Origin of the sequence: Bacillus sp. 103mf (genome assembly GCF_900116295.1) — a bacterium.
Taxonomy (GTDB): Bacteria; Bacillota; Bacilli; order Bacillales; family Bacillaceae_G; genus Bacillus_A; species Bacillus_A bruguierae.
The window spans coordinates 174,809-193,181 of record NZ_FPAF01000003.1 but is presented as its reverse complement, the minus strand read 5'-3'; the positions used below and the strand labels follow the sequence as shown (position 1 = coordinate 193,181).

Genomic DNA, 18,373 nt, shown 5'->3' with positions numbered 1-18,373 from the left:
GTTTTTCTATATAATGGCTTTAATTCCTTCCAAAACTAACCCAATCATAAAGCCACAAACAGCACCATTTACACGAATCCACTGCAAATCTTTTCCTACATTATTTTCAATCATTTCAATTAGTGTTTGATCATCTAGCTTATCCAAATTTTCTTGTACAAGCTTTCCAATTTTAGAATGATTGTTTTCGACAAAGGTTACAATTTGCTTTTGCAACCATTCTTCCAGTCTTTGAATCGTTGCTGGATCTTCTTTTACTTTATTTATTTGCGCCCTTAAAAATGAAAGAAGATATTTATTTGTAAACTCTTCTTTTTTCACAAAAGCAACTACTCTTTCTTGTGCTTGACCCAATATTTCTGCTATTTTTTCATTCGCTTTCCAATTGGTAATCAAACTTTCTTTCCAATTCTCCAATTCCTGTAGTACCACTTCATTTTCCTTAACTTGAATAAGTTCTTGGCGAATCTTCATTAATATAAGTTGTCTTGTGCTATTATCAGGATTTTGTAAACTACTAATATTACTAATCACAAACTTCTGCAAAATATTTCCGATTTTTTCTTCATCTACCATATTCATAAAAGATTTAAGCGTAAACTGTAAAAATCCCTCTACTTTTATATTTTCCATCGCTTTCATGCCTAAACTTCCGAGCTGATAACGCGCTTCATCTTGAAGTGTCCACTCTTTTGCTTTAACTAACATATAATCAAATGTTTTTTCATCGTACTCTTCTGCAACCAATTGATCAATAAGGACTTGCAGTATATTTCCTGTATGAATCGTGTGCAAATACGTTTTTAATTCTTTTTCAATTATAGTAGCTAATTTTTCAATATTAATTTGAAGAATCGCTTTTTCAGCAATTGTAACAATACCTTTTCTCACGCTATCCGATTGCAACTCTCTTTCTGCAATCTGCAATACGATTTGTGCTAACTCCATCTCTTTTACTTTATTTGTTATACTTTCCTTCGTCAGCCAATCATTTTCCAATGTGGAAACAAGTCCTTTCGTAATTCGTTTCCGGTTTTTTGGTAGTAGTGCTGTATGCGGAATTGGGATTCCCATCGGATGACGAAACAGCGCCGTAACTGCAAACCAATCGGCAAGTCCGCCTACTAAACCAGCTTCAAAGCCGCCTTGTATAATCCCACCTGCTATCGTTCCTTGAAACGGAATTGTTGCGGCAAACCCAACTCCCATTATTCCAAGTGAAATTCCAGCTAAATATTTTGACTGTAGTGACATTGTATTTCCACATCCTCTTATTATGTATAAGTAAACCTTTCAATTTATAAATTCATTGAATGATTTAGACCTTTATGTATAGAATCTCAATTTCCTTCAATAAAAGCATATATATACTATAATAAACCTCGTTAAAAATAACAAAGAAATTCAGAACAAAAACGAGAGGCCTATATGCCTCTCTCATTTTACAATTTTATAATATTGTTAAAAATTCAGCAATTGGCCCCAGTACAAGTACTGGTAAAAATGTTAAAGTACCTATTATAAATATCGTACCAAGTAAGATTCCTCCAAACAAACGACTGTCGGTTTGGAACGTGCCAATCATTTCAGGTACAATTTTTTTCTTTTTGAGTCCAACTGCAACAGCAAGCATCGTAATGATACTAAAATAACGACCAATATACATAACAAGACCTGTTGAAATATTCCAAAATGGTGTATTATCATTTAATCCTTCAAATCCAGAGCCATTATTTACAGCAGACGATGTATATTCGTATATAACTTGTGTTAAACCGTGAAAGCCAGGATTCGAAATTGCAGCTGTTCCAAAATGTGTTGAAAAGGCAATTGCTGCAGCACCAAGAATAAGTAATGGCTGAGACACAATCGTAATGGCGATTAATTTCATTTCTTTCCCTTCTAATTTTTTGTTAAGAAACTCCGGCGTACGTCCTACCATTAATCCTGCCAAAAATACTGCAATCATTGCATACATGATTACGTTCATGAATCCGACTCCAATCCCGCCATATACAGTTCCTAGAAGCATATTTACGAGCGGGACCATTCCTCCAATTGGTGTTAACGTATCATGTGTTGTATTCACGCCCCCTGTCCCCGAAGCACTTGTAACAGTTGCATATAAAGCGGAAGATATAACGCCAAGACGCATTTCTTTCCCTTCCATATTTCCTTGCGAACGATCTACACCAATTTGATTTAACAGCGGATTTCCTTTCAATTCAGATATGGCAAGTGCCGAAAATCCAACAATAAACAAAATAAGCATCGATACAAAAAACATTCTTCCTTGTTTACGATTTCCAACCATTCTTCCGTATACAAACGGAAATGCCATTGGAATTAACATTTGCAGCATCATTTGAAGCACATTACTAATCATATTTGGGTTTTCAAAAGGATGTGCTGAAACTGTTCCAAAAAAACCGCCGCCATTATCTCCAAGTTCTTTAATAGCTAGCAAAGACGCTACTGGTCCACGAGGAATTACCTGCTCCGTTCCTTCTAACGTTTTTGCGATAATTGTAGAATCTAACGTCTGCGGTGTTCCTAGTTCTAGAAAAATTAACGAAGTTACAAATGAAATTGGTAACAATACCCTTATAATAGATTGAACAAAATCAACAAAGAAATTCCTTACTTTTTTACCTGCTAGCACACGAATAAACGTAATCCCAATCGCCATTGAAGTTGCAGGTGCTGCAAACATCATAAACGTTACCCCAGCCATTTGAGAGAAATAAGATAAATTACTTTCGCCCCCATAATGTTGTAGATTCGCATTTGTCATAAACGTGATGGCTGTATGAAACGCTAACGTCGGCTCCATTCCTGGAAAATGATTTGGATTTAACGGTAACATCCCCTGTAATCGAAATATAGAATACACAACAAGTATAAAAAATAGATTCGTTATGATTAAACAAAACAAATAGCGCTTCCAGCTTTGACTATAGCCCTTAATGCCCGCGATTTTAAACAAAATTTTTTCTATCGGACCAAATACCTTTTGAAATGGTCCATTTTGTTGAAAAACATTGTATATGTAATCTCCCATTGGTTTTGCGACAACTACAAATAAACAAATTGTAATTAGACTTGTAAGCCAGCTCACTCTTTTCCTCTCCTCTGTTATCTCTATATTTTTCTCCATTAAATATAGAAACAAGCTATAATGTAATTTTTTACCACAAGAAGAATAAAAGAAAACACTAGGCTGCACCTAGTGTTTTTTACACACAAGTCCCCCCTCTCAAAACGCTGACGAGGTTAGCTGTCGGATTCGGACCTTGAGAGTAGCCCTACCTAAAAAGGATTCACCCCGAGTGACAAAGCACAAAATTGGTTCCCCCGCTCCTATATGGATTAAGCGATATTCGGCTGTAAAATTTTCCATTTGTTTGTTAATATACTCTTCTAAACTCTTATTGTAAAGAGAGAAAATAAAAAAAGAAAACCTCCCTTAATAAAAGGTTTCCTTATATTAATAACGATAAACTACCACTACAAAAATTAGTGCGATATACAAACAAAGCGGACTGTATAACCACGAATCATACATCGAAAATTTTGTCCCCTTTACTTTCTTAAAAAAACCAACATATTTCATATCACCAACTGCACGTAAAAAGAAAATTCCAGCTAAAGCGATACATCCCCATTTTGTATAACGACTCGGATTCCAGAAAGACAAATATACACTTTGTGCTAAAAGAATCATAGCAAAACATAGAATGGCAAGTGCCACTGCAAAAGTCCCTATTTTCCGCGGAACAAAAGCATATTCGCCACTATCTTTTTTCACCGGAAGAACAACCTTGCTCCCCCAAGATCCACCACATCCCCAGTACATATGAATGAGGCCGATGAACACAAGTATGCTTGCACCTAAAATAATGAAAAATGCTGCCATTGTATCTTCCTCCTACTTGCATATATGAAAAATCAAATTTTCTCCTTCATAGTTTCGCTTACTTTTAGTAACTTCCTTTCATATATAACCTATATAAGGAAACCATCTATATATACATTCTCATTTTGTTTTAAATCTCGCATGTGGTAGAAAAAGGCCCTGACCGTTTCTATGCACGGCCATATGCTCTCGTCATTCTAAAAAAAGGGGCTTTTATGTCGTTTTTTAACTTTTATATAATAAAAAACTTTTCCTCATAGCTTACGAATAGGACTAATAAGCGCAATAATAACTTCAATTATCTTTGCAACTGACGCCAATGCAAATACTGCAACTGGATTATAGCCAGAAATGATCCCACCTACTAAAGCTCCTAATGGCATAGCTAGACGAGTAAGTACTCGTGAAAAGCCGAGAACCCTTCCTTGCATATCGGTGGGTACTGTTTCTTGCCGGACTGATGCTACGATAGTGTTCCAAGCGATGTTACAGATCATGGCAATCCCAAGGGCAATACCGGGTGCCAGCCAATATTTACTCCAGATTGCATAAGTTAAGCCAATAGCGCCTATACCTAAAAGAACAGGAATAAGCACTCCGCGTCGAAAGTACCTTTCGAGCGGGACTACAATAATGCTTCCTAAAAGTCCTCCCACTCCAATTAAAGTGTAATTGAAACCGCTTTGTTCAGCGGATAGATGTAATGTTGAAAGCAAGTAATACATGAATACTCCTAGTACGCTACTAGCGCCAAAGTTACCAACCATAGCTTGAAGAGATAAAGCAAGGTTAAGCCGATTACTCATCAGCCATTTTAGTCCCTCTTTCATATCTCTCACTATACCTTTTAATAAATTCCCTTCCCTAACGATGACCTTATTTCCCCCTAATTCAGGTAAGAGTAATACTGTAAGTGAAGTAGCGGCAAAGGAGAGGACATTTAACCAGAGCACGTTAAATCCTCCTATCATAGCGATTGTAATACCTGCCAATGTTGGACCTGCTAAATTAGCAATCTGATTAACCATTTGGTATGCCGAATTTGCTTTTGTTAACTTTTGACCCGCAATATACGGAATTACTGTAACAGTAGCTACATCAAATAACATGGATAATATAGCTAACATAAAAGAAATAACGTATAAATGCCAGATCTGGAGTGCATCTAGAAAATGGAGAACAGGTACTAGTCCTACCAAGGCCATACATCCTAAATCAGCTATCCACATCAATTTCCGTCGATTCCAGCGGTCTACCATTACTCCAACGATAGGACCAAATAAAACAATAGGTAATACACTGGTAGCAAAAAGTGAACTCATAACTACGACAGAACCAGTCAACTCATAAGCAATCCAAGGAAGAGCAAAAGTATAAAGAGAGTCACCGAGTCTGGAAATTAGTAAACTAGAAACAAAAACCATATAGGAACTAGGTAAATATGTAGTTGTATTCAACTCTTTTTTACTAGTTTCATTCGGAGTCATCGTTAAGTTGAACTTTGTCTCCTTTTTCAAGGACAATTCTAGACCCTCCTTTCAGTAAATAAATGTTTTAAATATCATTATTTGAACAATGTCCACAAAATATTTCTGAATGAAGCCCCTCACCTCAAACGTATAAAGAGAGTAACCGAACGGTATGTGGCAAAGGCATTTTGGAATATAAAATTACTATTTGTTGAAATTTTGTTATCTAAAATGTCTTGTATTTGTTTTTCTTGTTCATCTATGGTGATATTTCGTTCATTTGGCTCTAACATCATAAATTCAGTCTCTTGATCTAGCCGCTTACAAAGTGAATGAAACTTTCAAATTGGAAATTCCCCAAGGTAATTCACTTGAGAAAATTTTTATTTCTTTAAAAATAAGGAGCTTTAATTGTAATATAATTCTATAAATGGATTTTATCAACTGAAAAAGAGGGGATAGACATGATTAAATATGATGAAAAAAGATATGAAACCTATATGCAGTTACCTCATGCTGATGAAGTAAAAAAATATTTAGAACTACAAAGTGTATTAAAAATTGTAAGTGAAAATCCAAACATTTCACAAATTCTAGATATTGGTACAGCTACCGGAAGATATCCGATTTTATTTGCAAAAAAGAAATATGAGGTTACTGGAATAGATATTTCCGATGACGCTCTAACAATTGCGTCTAACAATGTTATGAAAGAAAGAGTTTCTGATAAAGTCAATTTATTTAAAATGGATGCAACAGAACTTGATTTCCCTGAAAATTCATTCGACTTAATCACATGTATGATGGGTACTATTTGTCATATGAACCAAGAGCAATATGAACATTTTCTAAAAAAAGTTAAATATATTTTAAAACCAAGAGGTTTTGTGATTATTTCTTCTTGGGATCCGGATTGTTCTTTCACTGAATTTTTATCTTTTTATAACGAACAAGAAAAAGTTAAATTAAAGAATAATAGTATGTCTGCTATCGAGTTTAAAAAATTAATGGATTCAATATTCCCGTATGCTAAAATTCAAAATATCATTCCCTTTTCAGACGAACAAATGGCTTCTTTTCAGCCAGATAATGAATTTGAGGCATTTTTAGGGATTCAAGAGTATATTTATAGTAGAATTACCAATAAAATGGGGCAAATGTATCTTGCTATTGGATATAAATAAATGAAAAGATGGTATGCATATGAATAAGAACTTTTTAAAAGGATCGTTAGCTTTATCATTAGCCGCTGCTATTTGGGGTGGTATGTATGTAGTAAGTAAAATTATTTTAGGATATATTCAACCTTGGTTATTATTAGAGATGCGTTTTATTATTAGTTTATTTGTTTTAGGATTTATAACTTGGTGGAAAGGATTATGGAAAATCCAGCGACAAGATGTTTTTAAAATGGCTATGATTGGTCTAGTTGGATATACTGGTTCTATTGGAATGCAGTTTGTTGGGACAGATCTATCTAGTGCTGCTATGGGATCTTTAATTACAGCTGCTTCTCCAGCACTTATCTCTATCTTTGCTTTCTATATTTTAAAAGAAAGATTACATATAAATAAAATAACAGCACTGATTCTAGCAACAATTGGGGTACTTTGTGTTATCGGTTTTCCATCAACCAATAATCAAACTGAAAGTATGTATCTTGGAAATATTATACTATTCGGTGCTGCTATTACTTGGGCCATTTATACAGTACTAAGTAAAGTCCAAACACAAAAATATTCTTCTCTTACAGTTACTACTTGGTCTAATTTGTTTGGTGTAATTTTTACTATTCCCATTGTAATTTGGGAACAAGAAGTTACGCCTACTGATTTACCAGAAGATGTATGGATTTGGTTAGGAGTATTGTACTTAGGAATTATATCAACTGCAGTAGCATTTTATTTTTGGAACAAGGGCTTTGAATATTTAAATGCTAGTACTGGTTCTCTCTTCTTTTTCCTTCAACCTGTAGTTGGTAGCTTGTTAGGCTTTTTATTACTTGATGAAAGTTTAGGCATCACTTTCCTTTTAGGAGCCTGTTTAATTGGAATAGGCGTCTACTTATCTTCTAAAGAGAAAAAAATACTACTTTCTGAAAATAAAGGTGTTAGCAACAAATAACGTTTTACCTTATATTGACTATATCACATCATAGTTCTTTAAAATATAAAAAGGAGTTGACCAATAAAGGTCAACTCCTTTTTATCATCCACTAAAAGCTCCTTCTATATCTTTTTTAACTTTTATCTTGAAAAGAAAAACAATGCTATTCTTTATCAAAAAAATCACACATAAAATTTTGGTTATCATTATTCAAGAATGTGGAACTCAATGCATTTAATAGACTTGTTAGTCTGAAAAGTCTGTCACAGAATGTTCAGATATTAACTCTTGTTAACTAAATATAGATTCGTTTATTATAATAGTTGAGTCGACTCCAAATAATGGAAAAATACAGTAATAATATGGTATACCATACATTTTTTTCAATAGATGCTAAACCTATTTTCACAAGAATTATTTTTATATTATAATTCGCTTTTTGTTTCATTGTATGTAACCGTATTAAAATAACTCAAGAGGAGGATTTAAGAATGGAAAATAAATCTTTTAAGATTCGTTCTGTTAATGAAAACGATCAACTTTGGACAAAACTAGCTGATCAAATGGAAACACTTGAAAACCGAGATGAAATGAGATGCTTCAACTGCTCAATTTGTTGCGATAATTGTTGCTTTAATTGTTGTTTCCAAATCTAGTTTATACTCATGGTTAAAAACAAGGTAAGTAATTGTATTCTTTAATACTTTGAAGTATTAAATCTAATATTTTCTGTTCTTGCTGTGCAAGAACAGAAAATATTTATCCTAATTAACTAATAACTTCAACAAGTATAAATATTATCATACAAGGGTGATTCGATGATTATTAATAAATATCACTTACGCTATCCTTTAAATGGAGAGGTTTTAATGATTAACACCTTAACAGGTGCTGTTGATTTTTTTTCACAAGATTTAATTGACTTGATGGATAAATTACCACATATAGATCCAATAAATTTATCTAACGAAGAGAAAGATGCCACTAAAGTGTTACTAGATAGAGGGTATATATTTAGAAACAATGAAGACAGGGAACACAGATTATGGCAAGCCAAAAATATTGTAGATGCTGGAAATGAAATGCAATATGTAATTTGTCCTACATATACATGTAATTTTCGGTGCCCTTACTGTTTTGAAAGTCATAGTCTTCATGAAAAAATAACAGCTTTAACCGTCGAACAGCTACAAGCAATCATGGCCGCTATAGATATATTTCATCAAGAAAGTGGTTATACAATTGGAATGATCAATCTTTTCGGAGGTGAACCACTTCTTCCATTCACCAAAAATATAGTCAAACAAATTTGCGAAGAAGCTGTTAAACGCAACTTCAAAATTGGCTGCAATACAAATGGCTATCACCTTTCTTCTTTCGTACAAATTTTAAAAAACTATCGTGATCGAATGAATATTATGGTTACAGTCGATGGTCCTAAATCTATACACGATCAACGACGGATTATGACTGGAGGACAAGGTACATTTGATCAGATTCAAAAAGGTATTTGCGATTCACTTAATCATGGTATCCGAACCATTGTAAGGGTCAATATCGATCAAACTAACGTTGACTACATCCCACTTCTCATAGACTACTATCAAAAAAATAACTTGTTTAATAATGAAAATTTCTCAATTTCTTTTTCACCTGTTACAGATCATACATGCAAAGGCTTGGGAGAAGATTTAATGAAAGGGTACGAAATTGTAAAGAAACTCCAGAAAAACATTCCTGATTTTGAAAAATTAGAAGCTCAAAAATCGCTTAACGTTGCGGCTGATATGTATCGTTTCTTCAAACCAATTATGCAGTTAGACCCTGCATTAAAAAATAAAATTGAAATGATCGTCCCAAATATAGTCTATTGTGAATCAGCCGAAGGAAAACGAGTGGTCTTTGGACCAGATAACCACATTTACGCATGTCCCGATTTAGTTGGACGACCAGAATTCAAAATTGGAGATTATTTCCCTAAATTCGCTCGTCAAGATTGGAAATGGGACAAGTGGAAAGAATTCAATTCACTTACCATTCCACAATGTAAGTCCTGTGCTTCATCTCCTATATGCGGAGGTGGTTGTGCTGCTGAGGCTCTTATTGTTCACGGGAATTTAAATCAGCCAAACTGTCCACAAACAAATAAACAAGTTTTCGAATATTTAGATAGCATTAAAGAAGAAATTTTAGTATAGGGAGAGAGACTAAGCTATGATTGCAAGCACTTATAATTCAACATATAAATTATCTGATGGAAATTTTGTTTTAATAAACTCACTAAGCGGTGCCCTTGATGTAATTAATGCGGACATAAAAAAAGTTTTAGATGATATTAGGCGTAATAAAAATTTAACTCCTTATCCTGAATTAGAGGAACTCCTCTCTTTTTTAACAAAACGCGGTTACCTTTTTAAGGATCGTGATGAAGAATTAAACACACTTACTATTATTCGTGATCGGATGACCCAATCTTTAGCAAGCAGCAATTCCGGTGTTACATTCAACGTATGTACAACATATATGTGTAATCTTCGATGTCCTTATTGTTACCAAGGTCATGACATACATAAAATCTCACATGCTTTAACATCTACAGAAGTAGATAAAATGTTTCAAGCAGTGGACAACATTTTATCTATGGAGAATGAGCGTGGACGCTTTAAAGATGCAACCCATCGTATGATGCTGTATGGTGGTGAACCATTATTACCAACAACTCGAAAAACTGTCGAAAGAGTTGTTCAACGTGCAACCAAAGAATATGGATTTCGCATGTATGCAATTACAAATGGTACGTTTTTACACGAATTTTTAGATTTTTTAGAACCCTACAAAGATAACTGGGATTATTTTCAAATTTCTATTGATGGTCCAAAACATATACATGATCAACGGCGTATTACAGCGGGTGGTACCGGAACATTCGATCGAATTACCGCTAATATCTCAATGGCATTAGAACGCGGCTTCGCAGTGGGTTTGCGTACCAATGTAAATAAAGATAACCTCGAGCATTTAGAAGAATTAGCTACTTTTATCGAAAACAAAAATTGGCATAATTATCCTAACTTTGGTTGGCAGGTGTCCCCTGTTACAGACCATTATGGAGACAATCTACCGAACCATCTTCCAGAGCATGAACTATTGGCCGAAATCTATAATATTTTTGGAGATTTAGAGGACTTTATGGATAAATTTAATGCCAAACTCGGTACAGACCTTAATATTCGTACTTCTAGGATCCGTCAAGCTATACGTACTTTTGATTGGGAAAAGGTAAGCGAACTCGATTCATGTTCTCCTGTTATGCATAGCTTACCTTATTTTAAAGAATGCAGCGCACGAGAACATCGTTTTTATGCGTTTGGTGCAGAAGGTCTAATATATGCTTGTCCAGAAGCAGTGGGTAAACCCCAAACAGCAGTAGGTTCTTTTTTCCCTGAATATAATCTAGATCCTAGCAAACATGCCATTTGGGATCAAGATATCACTGATTCAAAGCAATGTATTAACTGTAGCATTTCATTATTTTGTGGCGGGGGCTGCGCTTATGCCAATCTAATGCGTAATGGTGCCATTAATAAACCTTATTGTAATGACTCACATCAAACAATTTCAACTTATATAAAACAAAACGAAACAGCTTTTTTAGAACTAATCAAATAAAAATATCTAACTCCACAAACATCTTTATCATTGTGGGGTTACTTCTTCTCAAAGGATGTGACAAATTTGACAACCTCACAAATCTTTTTCCCAAAACTAATCCCTTATAAAGTTTACAATATGGATGTTTGGGAGGACGGGCCCCGTTATTTAATTAAATTTGATAACGGGTTACAGATAAAAGTTACAGAATCATTAAAAAACCTATTTAATTATATGGATGGAACAAGTTCAATAGAGGATATTTGTACAATTGTACAGAATGATTATGGTGGACATATAACTATAAGCGAATTAGAAGAGCTTATAAATGTGCATTTATTGCCAAAGGGAATTTTAGTTGGTTCAGAAAAAAGAGCATCTCATCACTCTGCAATTACATTTAGAATAGCAATATTCCATGCATCACGCTTACAAAAAGCGTCTCAATATTTCAAATTCTTTTTTTCATGGGGAGCATTATTTTTATTCTGCATCTGTTTCAGTATAAGTCTAATACATTATTTTTTTCAAATTAATACTGAAAATATAGCTAACACATTTGGATCAGTATCTAAATTTTTCATTGCAATTTTTCTACTTTTATTTTCTATAATTATCCACGAATTTGGTCATATAGTTGCCGCTTATCGTTATGGGATAAAACCAAAGGATGTTGGAGCTGGTCTTTATATGATGAGACCTGTTTTATTTGTTGATTTAAGTGATGCTTGGCGATTACCTAGGAAGTATAGAGTAGTTATTGATCTCGGGGGAATTTATTTTGAATTATGGATATTTATATTTTTAGAATTATGCTATTGGATTTCAGGGTATCAAGAACTTTTTGTAGCAAATCAATTTATTCTCATTACAGTTTTATATAACTTATATCCATTTTTACAATATGATGGCTTTTGGGCTCTAACCGACATTCTAGGAATCGCAAACTTGCATACTCGAACTTTCAAATTGGTAAAAAGCGGTTTACTAGGATACTTGTTTTTCAAACCTGATTATAAAGAGCAATTCAATGATACCATTCGGAATATGAATAAACACTACAAAATAGCATTTCTCACATATGCCAGTATATATTTTTGTTCAGTCATTACTGCCATATGGTTCATTATTCGATACATCTTTTATTTATTAACATCTATAGAATCTTTTACTTGGGGAAATGCAAAAGGTTTGTTCATTGTAATCATTATAGTTTTAATTAGAACCATAATTGTCTTCGCACTAAAATTCAAAAAGTCTGGAGGAACAAAGGATGACAACAAAACACCCTATTCTTCAAGTACAGGGAATAAAGAAAAATTATGAAACGGAAGCAGGAATCATCCATATTTTAAAAGGAATTGATACACAATTTTATCGAGGAGAAGTGGTTAGTATTATAGGTCCTAGTGGGAGTGGAAAATCTACATTACTCGGGATATTAGGATCATTAGACACCCCAAGCGAAGGACGCATTATGATTGATCAACAGGATATTACATCCCTATCTGAAGAAAATTTAGCAGATTTTCGTGCGAAAAAAATTGGTTTTGTTTTTCAATCCTATAATTTAGTAACAACGATGACAGCCGAGGAAAATGTAATGATGGCACTTATGTGCGCCGGGATGAAGAGTCGAAAAGAAATGATACATAAGGCAAGAGAGATGCTCGATCTTGTTGGGATGAAAGAACGTTATCATCATTTACCAAGCCAGCTATCAGGAGGTCAGCAACAACGCGTTGCAATTGCCCGTGCATTAGTAAACAACCCCGCTATTGTTATTGCAGATGAACCTACTGGTAATTTAGATACGAAAACGGGACAAACTATTTTGGATTTAATCTTTCAACTACGTGATCAACTTAACATGACTTTTATTATCGCTACACATGATTCTTATGTAGCAAAGCTTTCAGATCGTATTTTACAAATAGAAGATGGATTGTTAATTCAAGAAAACGTGAATAATCATACAACTCCCAAAGAAGGTGAAACAACGTCATGTTACTAAAATCAGCATTACGTAGTTTAGTACGAAATCGTTTGAGAACCCTCTTTACTATGTTCAGTATTGTAATTGGGGTAGCTAGCTTTTTCTCAATGTCACTGTTAGTCGAATTAGTTCCTCGTTCTATTCACGAATCCTCTAAAATTCTTTTAGGAGGAGACGTAGCTATTCAATCCTACTTAAACCCTGTTAACCGTGATACATTGATCTCTTCTGTTCCTAAAGAAGAACAAAAAGCACTTACAACTTCTTTATTAGGTCAGAGTATGGTAAAGTCTGATAAAAAAACAACAAGCTTAATAATAAAGGGTATAGAACCAAAGCAATATCCGCTGTATGGAGATAATCAGTTTCCGAATGTTCGTAATTTACAAGAGAATGAAGTGCTTTTATCAAAAAGTACTGCGGATCGTTTACAAGTGAAAGTCGGAGATAATGTGGAGATTCCGAATCGTTCTACCGGAGCGATGTCTTCTTATAAAATTCGTGGGCTTGTCGAAGGCGTTCAAGAATCTTATGGTGATGCTTCTATCTTTGGAACAGCTTATCTACATTTAAATCAAGCACAACAACTTTTAAATGTACCAGCAAATACAATTAATGAAGCTTTAATTGTATTGCATAATAAAGTTAACGTTTCTACTTTTAAAAGTAAAGTGCAAGAACAATTCCCACAAAGCAGTGTAATCGACATTCGTGATAAAGAATTAGAAAAACAAAAAGATTTGCATATGTTACTGCCATTTCTTCAACTATTTAGCATATTAGCTCTTGGAATCGCGGCAATCACAACTTCAAATACAATGAAAGTAATCATTGCCACGCGCACACATGATATCGCTGTCATGAAATCAGTAGGAATGAAAACGCGATCTATCGTTCGATATTTTTTGCTAGAAGCATTCTGGTTAGCAATCCTCGGAACAACTGGTGGTATTGGAATTGGATTATTAGTTAGTGTTTGGCTCACCTCATATTTATCAAATGTACTTTCATTACCCCTTACGTGGGGGATGTCATGGTCTGTTGTTGGTACTACAATCGTTGTTGGATTCGTCGTAACCTTTTTAGCATCATGGATACCAGTAAAAAGTGGAATGCGTGTGTCACCTCTTCAAATGTTACGGGATACAGAGAATACAAATGTAAATTATTCATTACCTTTTAGAAAAAAACTTCAACTTTTTATTTTAGTTTGTAGTATTCTTTCTATTTATGTTTACAAAGTAGCATTTACAACCAGCGCAAATGGTAGTTTTATATTTAAATGGATTCTTGCTTTCCTACTTACAACAGGAGTCATGTTACTCATCTTTGCTTTCATTCGTTCGATTGGATTTATATACGCTTTATTATTCCGAACTATTGGGGCTATGAAAAATAGGATGCCACAAGGTCTTTTTCTTGCCTTACACAATATAGCAGCTACGAATAAGCGAAATGGATTATTAGCAGTTACCTTAACGATAGGTGTCGTTTCTGTAGTTTCTAGCCACGTATTTGCTGATAATTTAATTGAATCTGTTCAAGGACAATTAGAAAAAGAAGCAATGGGAAATCTTCTAATTACAAGTTCAGTGAACGATGAAGAAAAAGTTGAAAAACAACTTAAATCAATGAAGGAAATAAAAGCATGGAAAAAAGGCTATCAATTAGATGGAAGACTCCAAAATATTAATGGTGAAGAAGCCGCATCTAAATTCGCCCAAAAAATAAAAGAGGACAAATTTTTTAGTTCAACTAAAATTTCAGTAGAAGGTATAGATACTTCTCTTACTTCCAAAGCATATACCATATCTGAAGGACGCGATTTAACTTCAGCAGATGCAGATGAAAAAAAAGCAATCCTGTTGGATAGTTATAAGAAGATAGGACTCAAAACAGGTGATACAGTTGATATTCAAATAGGAAATGAATTGGTGAATTGTGAAATTGTAGGGTTTTTTAAATCAGGTATTGTAAAAACGGTAGGTATTCGTATTCCAACAAAAACATTAGCTACATACGGAAAGCCGAACCGCATTACCTATTCAATAGATAGCGATCCGAAGCAAACGAATGTCATTCTAACAGATCTAAACAACAAACTTCCAAATTCAGCAATGGCTTACTCAATTTCCGCTACAGCTATCGATAGTCTACAATATATTATTCGTATGCAAAGTGCTTTCTTTTCTATCGTAGCCTTATTTGCATTCTTAACTGCGGTTCTGACGATTGGAAATCAAGTGGTTATTCGCTTACTTCAACAAACACGAGATGTTGCCATTATAAAGACAGTTGGTATGTCTTCGGGCAATTTAATGAAATCCATTTTATTAGAAAACACGGTCATTTCCTTATCAGCCGGATTCGTTGGGGCTGGAATTGCTTTAGCTTTTTCAGGAGTTGTTTTACGATTCTTATTCCAAATGCCAATGAAAATTGATATAACTTGGTCTATTCTGGGCATCTTGTTATCTGTTATCACAACAGCGATTGTTGTTTGGATTGCAGCAAAACAATCCTTATCAGCTAAACCAATTCATCTATTGCAAAGTAAATAAAAATTTATAAAACCTGATCTAAAGAAGAAAAAACATAGTTTGATCAAACTACGTTTTTTCTTCTTTTTATGTTTCTTACATTAAAAAACAATATATTTAGTAACGTCTATTAAATCGATATGTAGGGCACCCTCTTACATTCGCTTTTATTCGAAATACTCCACCAGCGCTTGCATCAGTAGTATGCATTTTGGCTGTTGTAATGTATAACTCGTTTAAGTCACTTCCACCAAATGTGCAAGAAGTTACATTTAAGACTGGGATAGAAATACTTAGTAGCTGTTCTCCGTTCATAGGATTCCACCTCGATACTTTAGAACCACCCCAATGGGCAATCCACAACATTCCTTCTTCATCAATTGTCATTCCATCAGGAAATCCTTCTTCTTTGTGCACAACAACAACATCTTGTGGATTTTCAATATGACCTGTGCAAATATCATAATCAAAACGAACTACTTTTCTTGTAGGCGTATCTATGAAATACATATACATATGGTCTGGTGACCACGCTATGCCATTAGAAGTACTTACATGTTCTACTTTCTTTTTTACAGTCAAATCGGTATCTAAACAGTAAAGAGCTCCCTTTCCATCAATACCAACACCTTCTGTGGTGCCTGCCCAAAAACGACCTGCCGGATCACATTTCCCATCATTAAAACGATTTTCTTGCAAATGACTTTCAGGGTCACAAATAGCCCGTAGTTCTTCCGTATCCGGATTTAAGAAATAAAAGCCATTCTCTAGAGCAAGAATCATTTCACCACATTCACTCGGAGCCACTGATCCTACCATTTGTCCAAGAAAAATTTCCTTATCTTCATTTGTAACTGGATTATACATATGAACCTTCTTCTCCAAAATGTCGACCCAATACAATAACTGCTTTTTACTATCCCAGCAAGGCCCTTCTCCAAGAGTAGCCTTCGCATCAATGACTAATTCTAATTCACCTAGCAAAGTAATCCCCACCTTCCTAAAGAATATTCTGTCTTTTTATAATAACATGTAATCGTTTTATATATGAATTAATGGCATATATTCTTTAGCTTATATTTATTCATTTTTATTTTTTAATATACAAGTCGCTACTGTGCAGAATTCAACATGACCGCTACTTACTTTCTCCTTTTGTTTTAAACCTTGCATGTGGTAGGAAAAGGCCCTGACCGTTTCTATGCATGGTCAGATGCTCTCGCCCGCCTAAAAAGAAAGAGGGTTTTTATGTCGATTTTTTAATTTTTATTTATATAGAACGATAAAAATCCCCTTTAGATCGATTATCTGGAGGGGATTCCTTATCTACATAATTAATTCTAGCTTATAAGACGCGTAATTCGCTTCTTCTTCCACGACAACCTGTAATATCCATATTGCAGGAGCAAACTCACAACAAACGCAGCTGGATATCCAATCCATATTCCTTTTATCCCAAGGCTCGTATGATACGATAGGAAATAAGCCACTGGAACTTCCACAAGCCAAATTGATATAACCGCAAAAATAGTCGGCCACAATACAGTTCCGCTCGCTCGCATTGTTGCACCAATAATTTGCGCATGACCAAAAATTAAGTAACTCCATAACGTAATCATAACGAGACTATGTGCAATATCAATCGTACTCTGACTCGTTAAAAAGAGCGCTAAAATTTCTTTTGAGAACAAATAAATAAAAGAGATTAATATTCCACCAATTACATAGTTCATAACAAGTCCCGCTTGGATTACTTTTTGTAGGCGATCAAATTGATTTGCTCCAATGGACTGCGCTGCAAATATGGAAACGGTAATCCCAAGGCTCACTGCCGGCATCTGCACATAACTTGCCACTTGGTTCACTACTCCGTATGCTGCAGTTGCATCTGATCCGAAACGGTTTACAAAAGAAATAACGGCAATCTCTGATAATGAAACAAGTATCATATTAATACTTGCTGGAATACCAAGACGTAATAATAATTTTAACAAGTCCCAATCCATGCGAAGATACTTTCGAACTGCTGCATCAAATTGCAATGGATGTTTCGTTTTTCTTAAATAAACTAACAGAATAATAAATGTAACAATTGTTGATATAACAGAAGCATATGCTGCCCCGTACACACCAAGCTTCGGCAGTCCAAACCAACCAAAAATAAGAATAGGTAATAATGCCGTATTTAGTCCTGTGCTAACAATTAAAAAATAAAATGGTGTTTTAGAGTCCCCTGCCCCGCGCATAAATGTTGTATATGCAAAATACAAAAATAGCACTGGCATGGAAATAAATAAAATTCGTGCATAATGAACACTTATATCAATGATATTTTCCGGTGTACCAACAAGTCGCATAATATCCAGTGCGAACATACTACCCACTACTGCTAAAACAGCTCCAAGTACGAACGTAAATGTCAATGTTGTACCGACAATGGCCTTTAAGCGGTCTTCATTACGAGCCCCAAAAGCCTGACCAATTAAAATCGAGCTACCAGAACCAATCCCAATGACAAATGAAATGAGTAGAAAAAACAACGGAAAGAAAGCCGAGATAGCAGCTAATTCATTAATACCAAGCCAACGCCCTACCACTACCATACCAAACAACTGTCCAAGTGACTGCAATACATTACTTAACAGTAAAGGAATGAGAAACATAGACATAGAACGCCATATTGGTTTATTTTCTG

General features: G+C 34.6%; 14 protein-coding genes and 1 riboswitch. Of the genes, 7 read left to right on the top strand and 7 right to left on the bottom strand.

The genetic code is table 11. The features are described 5' to 3' along the window. Positions 1–6 precede the first annotated feature (6 nt). The 5 genes from BM350_RS10560 to BM350_RS26870 form a co-directional block, all read right to left on the bottom strand. Positions 7–1,254, bottom strand: coding sequence for a DUF445 domain-containing protein (locus tag BM350_RS10560; RefSeq protein ID WP_090912220.1), 1,248 nt, complete (start codon positions 1,252–1,254; stop codon positions 7–9). A 196-nt stretch (positions 1,255–1,450) separates the two neighbouring features. Beyond that, positions 1,451–3,118, bottom strand: coding sequence for a potassium-transporting ATPase subunit KdpA (gene kdpA / locus BM350_RS10555; protein WP_090912222.1), 1,668 nt, complete (start codon positions 3,116–3,118; stop codon positions 1,451–1,453). A gap of 128 nt (positions 3,119–3,246) precedes the next feature. Continuing rightward, positions 3,247–3,386, bottom strand: a riboswitch (cyclic di-AMP (ydaO/yuaA leader). Positions 3,387–3,487: 101 nt separating this feature from the next. Further along, positions 3,488–3,916, bottom strand: coding sequence for a DUF3995 domain-containing protein (locus BM350_RS10550; protein WP_090912224.1), 429 nt, complete (start codon positions 3,914–3,916; stop codon positions 3,488–3,490). A 254-nt stretch (positions 3,917–4,170) separates the two neighbouring features. Further along, entirely contained in the window at positions 4,171–5,340 is a 1,170-nt protein-coding gene (locus BM350_RS10545) for an MFS transporter (protein WP_244547985.1), read from the bottom strand. A gap of 182 nt (positions 5,341–5,522) precedes the next feature. Further along, positions 5,523–5,681, bottom strand: a complete 159-nt coding sequence (locus BM350_RS26870) for a hypothetical protein (RefSeq protein WP_170857678.1) — start codon at positions 5,679–5,681, stop codon at positions 5,523–5,525. Positions 5,682–5,849: 168 nt separating this feature from the next. On the opposite strand from BM350_RS26870, the gene BM350_RS10540 reads away from it, so the two are divergent. From BM350_RS10540 to BM350_RS10510, 7 genes are all read left to right on the top strand, one after another. Beyond that, positions 5,850–6,569: a class I SAM-dependent methyltransferase gene (locus tag BM350_RS10540; protein WP_090912228.1), complete on the top strand. Its 720-nt coding sequence runs from the start codon at positions 5,850–5,852 to the stop codon at positions 6,567–6,569. Between the two features lie 19 nt (positions 6,570–6,588). Continuing rightward, positions 6,589–7,509, top strand: coding sequence for a DMT family transporter (locus BM350_RS10535; protein WP_090912230.1), 921 nt, complete (start codon positions 6,589–6,591; stop codon positions 7,507–7,509). A gap of 800 nt (positions 7,510–8,309) precedes the next feature. After that, positions 8,310–9,689, top strand: a complete 1,380-nt coding sequence (locus BM350_RS10530; protein ID WP_090912232.1) for a radical SAM/SPASM domain-containing protein — start codon at positions 8,310–8,312, stop codon at positions 9,687–9,689. A 16-nt stretch (positions 9,690–9,705) separates the two neighbouring features. Continuing rightward, complete coding sequence (locus BM350_RS10525) at positions 9,706–11,160, top strand: radical SAM/SPASM domain-containing protein (protein WP_090912234.1); 1,455 nt, start codon at positions 9,706–9,708, stop codon at positions 11,158–11,160. A gap of 66 nt (positions 11,161–11,226) precedes the next feature. After that, on the top strand, positions 11,227–12,468 hold the full coding sequence (locus BM350_RS10520) for a zinc metalloprotease (RefSeq protein ID WP_090912236.1): 1,242 nt from the start codon (positions 11,227–11,229) through the stop codon (positions 12,466–12,468). After that, complete coding sequence (locus BM350_RS10515; protein WP_090912238.1) at positions 12,416–13,156, top strand: ABC transporter ATP-binding protein; 741 nt, start codon at positions 12,416–12,418, stop codon at positions 13,154–13,156. Before BM350_RS10520 ends, BM350_RS10515 begins: the two co-directional genes overlap by 53 nt. After that, positions 13,147–15,699: an ABC transporter permease gene (locus BM350_RS10510; RefSeq protein WP_090912240.1), complete on the top strand. Its 2,553-nt coding sequence runs from the start codon at positions 13,147–13,149 to the stop codon at positions 15,697–15,699. The genes BM350_RS10515 and BM350_RS10510 overlap by 10 nt, the downstream gene beginning before the upstream one ends. Positions 15,700–15,795: 96 nt before the next feature. Here BM350_RS10510 and BM350_RS10505 read toward each other — a convergent pair whose 3' ends face one another. Beyond that, complete coding sequence (locus BM350_RS10505) at positions 15,796–16,662, bottom strand: SMP-30/gluconolactonase/LRE family protein (protein ID WP_090912242.1); 867 nt, start codon at positions 16,660–16,662, stop codon at positions 15,796–15,798. Positions 16,663–17,018: 356 nt separating this feature from the next. Beyond that, entirely contained in the window at positions 17,019–18,347 is a 1,329-nt protein-coding gene (locus tag BM350_RS10500) for an MATE family efflux transporter (protein WP_244547984.1), read from the bottom strand. Between the last annotated feature and the right edge of the window lie 26 nt (positions 18,348–18,373).

Bases quoted from the DNA above. Each gene is read 5' to 3' on its own strand.
- BM350_RS10530 (WP_090912232.1), top strand. From the start codon at position 8,310: ATGATTATTAATAAATATCACTTACGCTATCCTTTAAATGGAGAGGTT.
- BM350_RS10510 (WP_090912240.1), top strand. From the start codon at position 13,147: ATGTTACTAAAATCAGCATTACGTAGTTTAGTACGAAATCGTTTGAGA.
- BM350_RS10500 (WP_244547984.1), bottom strand. From the start codon at position 18,347: ATGTCTATGTTTCTCATTCCTTTACTGTTAAGTAATGTATTGCAGTCA.
- BM350_RS10560 (WP_090912220.1), bottom strand. From the start codon at position 1,254: ATGTCACTACAGTCAAAATATTTAGCTGGAATTTCACTTGGAATAATG.
- BM350_RS26870 (WP_170857678.1), bottom strand. From the start codon at position 5,681: ATGATGTTAGAGCCAAATGAACGAAATATCACCATAGATGAACAAGAA.
- BM350_RS10540 (WP_090912228.1), top strand. From the start codon at position 5,850: ATGATTAAATATGATGAAAAAAGATATGAAACCTATATGCAGTTACCT.
- BM350_RS10525 (WP_090912234.1), top strand. From the start codon at position 9,706: ATGATTGCAAGCACTTATAATTCAACATATAAATTATCTGATGGAAAT.
- BM350_RS10535 (WP_090912230.1), top strand. From the start codon at position 6,589: ATGAATAAGAACTTTTTAAAAGGATCGTTAGCTTTATCATTAGCCGCT.
- BM350_RS10545 (WP_244547985.1), bottom strand. From the start codon at position 5,340: ATGGTTTTTGTTTCTAGTTTACTAATTTCCAGACTCGGTGACTCTCTT.
- BM350_RS10515 (WP_090912238.1), top strand. From the start codon at position 12,416: ATGACAACAAAACACCCTATTCTTCAAGTACAGGGAATAAAGAAAAAT.
- BM350_RS10550 (WP_090912224.1), bottom strand. From the start codon at position 3,916: ATGGCAGCATTTTTCATTATTTTAGGTGCAAGCATACTTGTGTTCATC.